The organism is Achromobacter sp. SIMBA_011, assembly GCF_046535435.1.
Classification (GTDB): domain Bacteria; phylum Pseudomonadota; class Gammaproteobacteria; order Burkholderiales; family Burkholderiaceae_B; genus Achromobacter; species Achromobacter dolens.
Genome location: NZ_JAWRWN010000144.1, coordinates 1 through 349, shown reverse-complemented (window position 1 = coordinate 349; position 349 = coordinate 1). Strand labels below are relative to the sequence as shown.

The 349-nt window shown below is 63.9% G+C and carries 1 protein-coding gene; it reads right to left on the bottom strand.

The window, feature by feature from the left end:
• On the bottom strand, window positions 1–285 hold a 285-nt coding region (locus tag SB816_RS30295; RefSeq protein WP_410548029.1), incomplete at its 3' end, for a nuclear transport factor 2 family protein.
• Window positions 286–349 lie beyond the last annotated feature (64 nt).

Genomic DNA, 349 nt, shown 5'->3' with positions numbered 1-349 from the left:
CATCGGCAACCGAATCTCCTTGCCGCCCAGCACGATATGGCTCGTGCGCTCGACGATCGCGGTGCTGCCCTGTGCGATCAAGCGCTGCTGCTCCCAGCGATAGGTGCTTGCCTTGCCGAAGAAGTCGGTGATCTTCTCGACGACGGCATGCCTGCCGACATGCGCGCCGAGCGGTACGTCCTCGAGGCGCACGTCGTCGGCGAGCAACGCCGACATCGACTCGATATCGCGCGCCTCGAACGCGCGGACGACTTGCTCGGCGAGGGTTTTCGTATCGTGACTCATGGGTTTTCACCTGTTCGTTGGGTTGGTGGAACGACGATCGACCCGGTGTTCGGGGCGAGCCGGC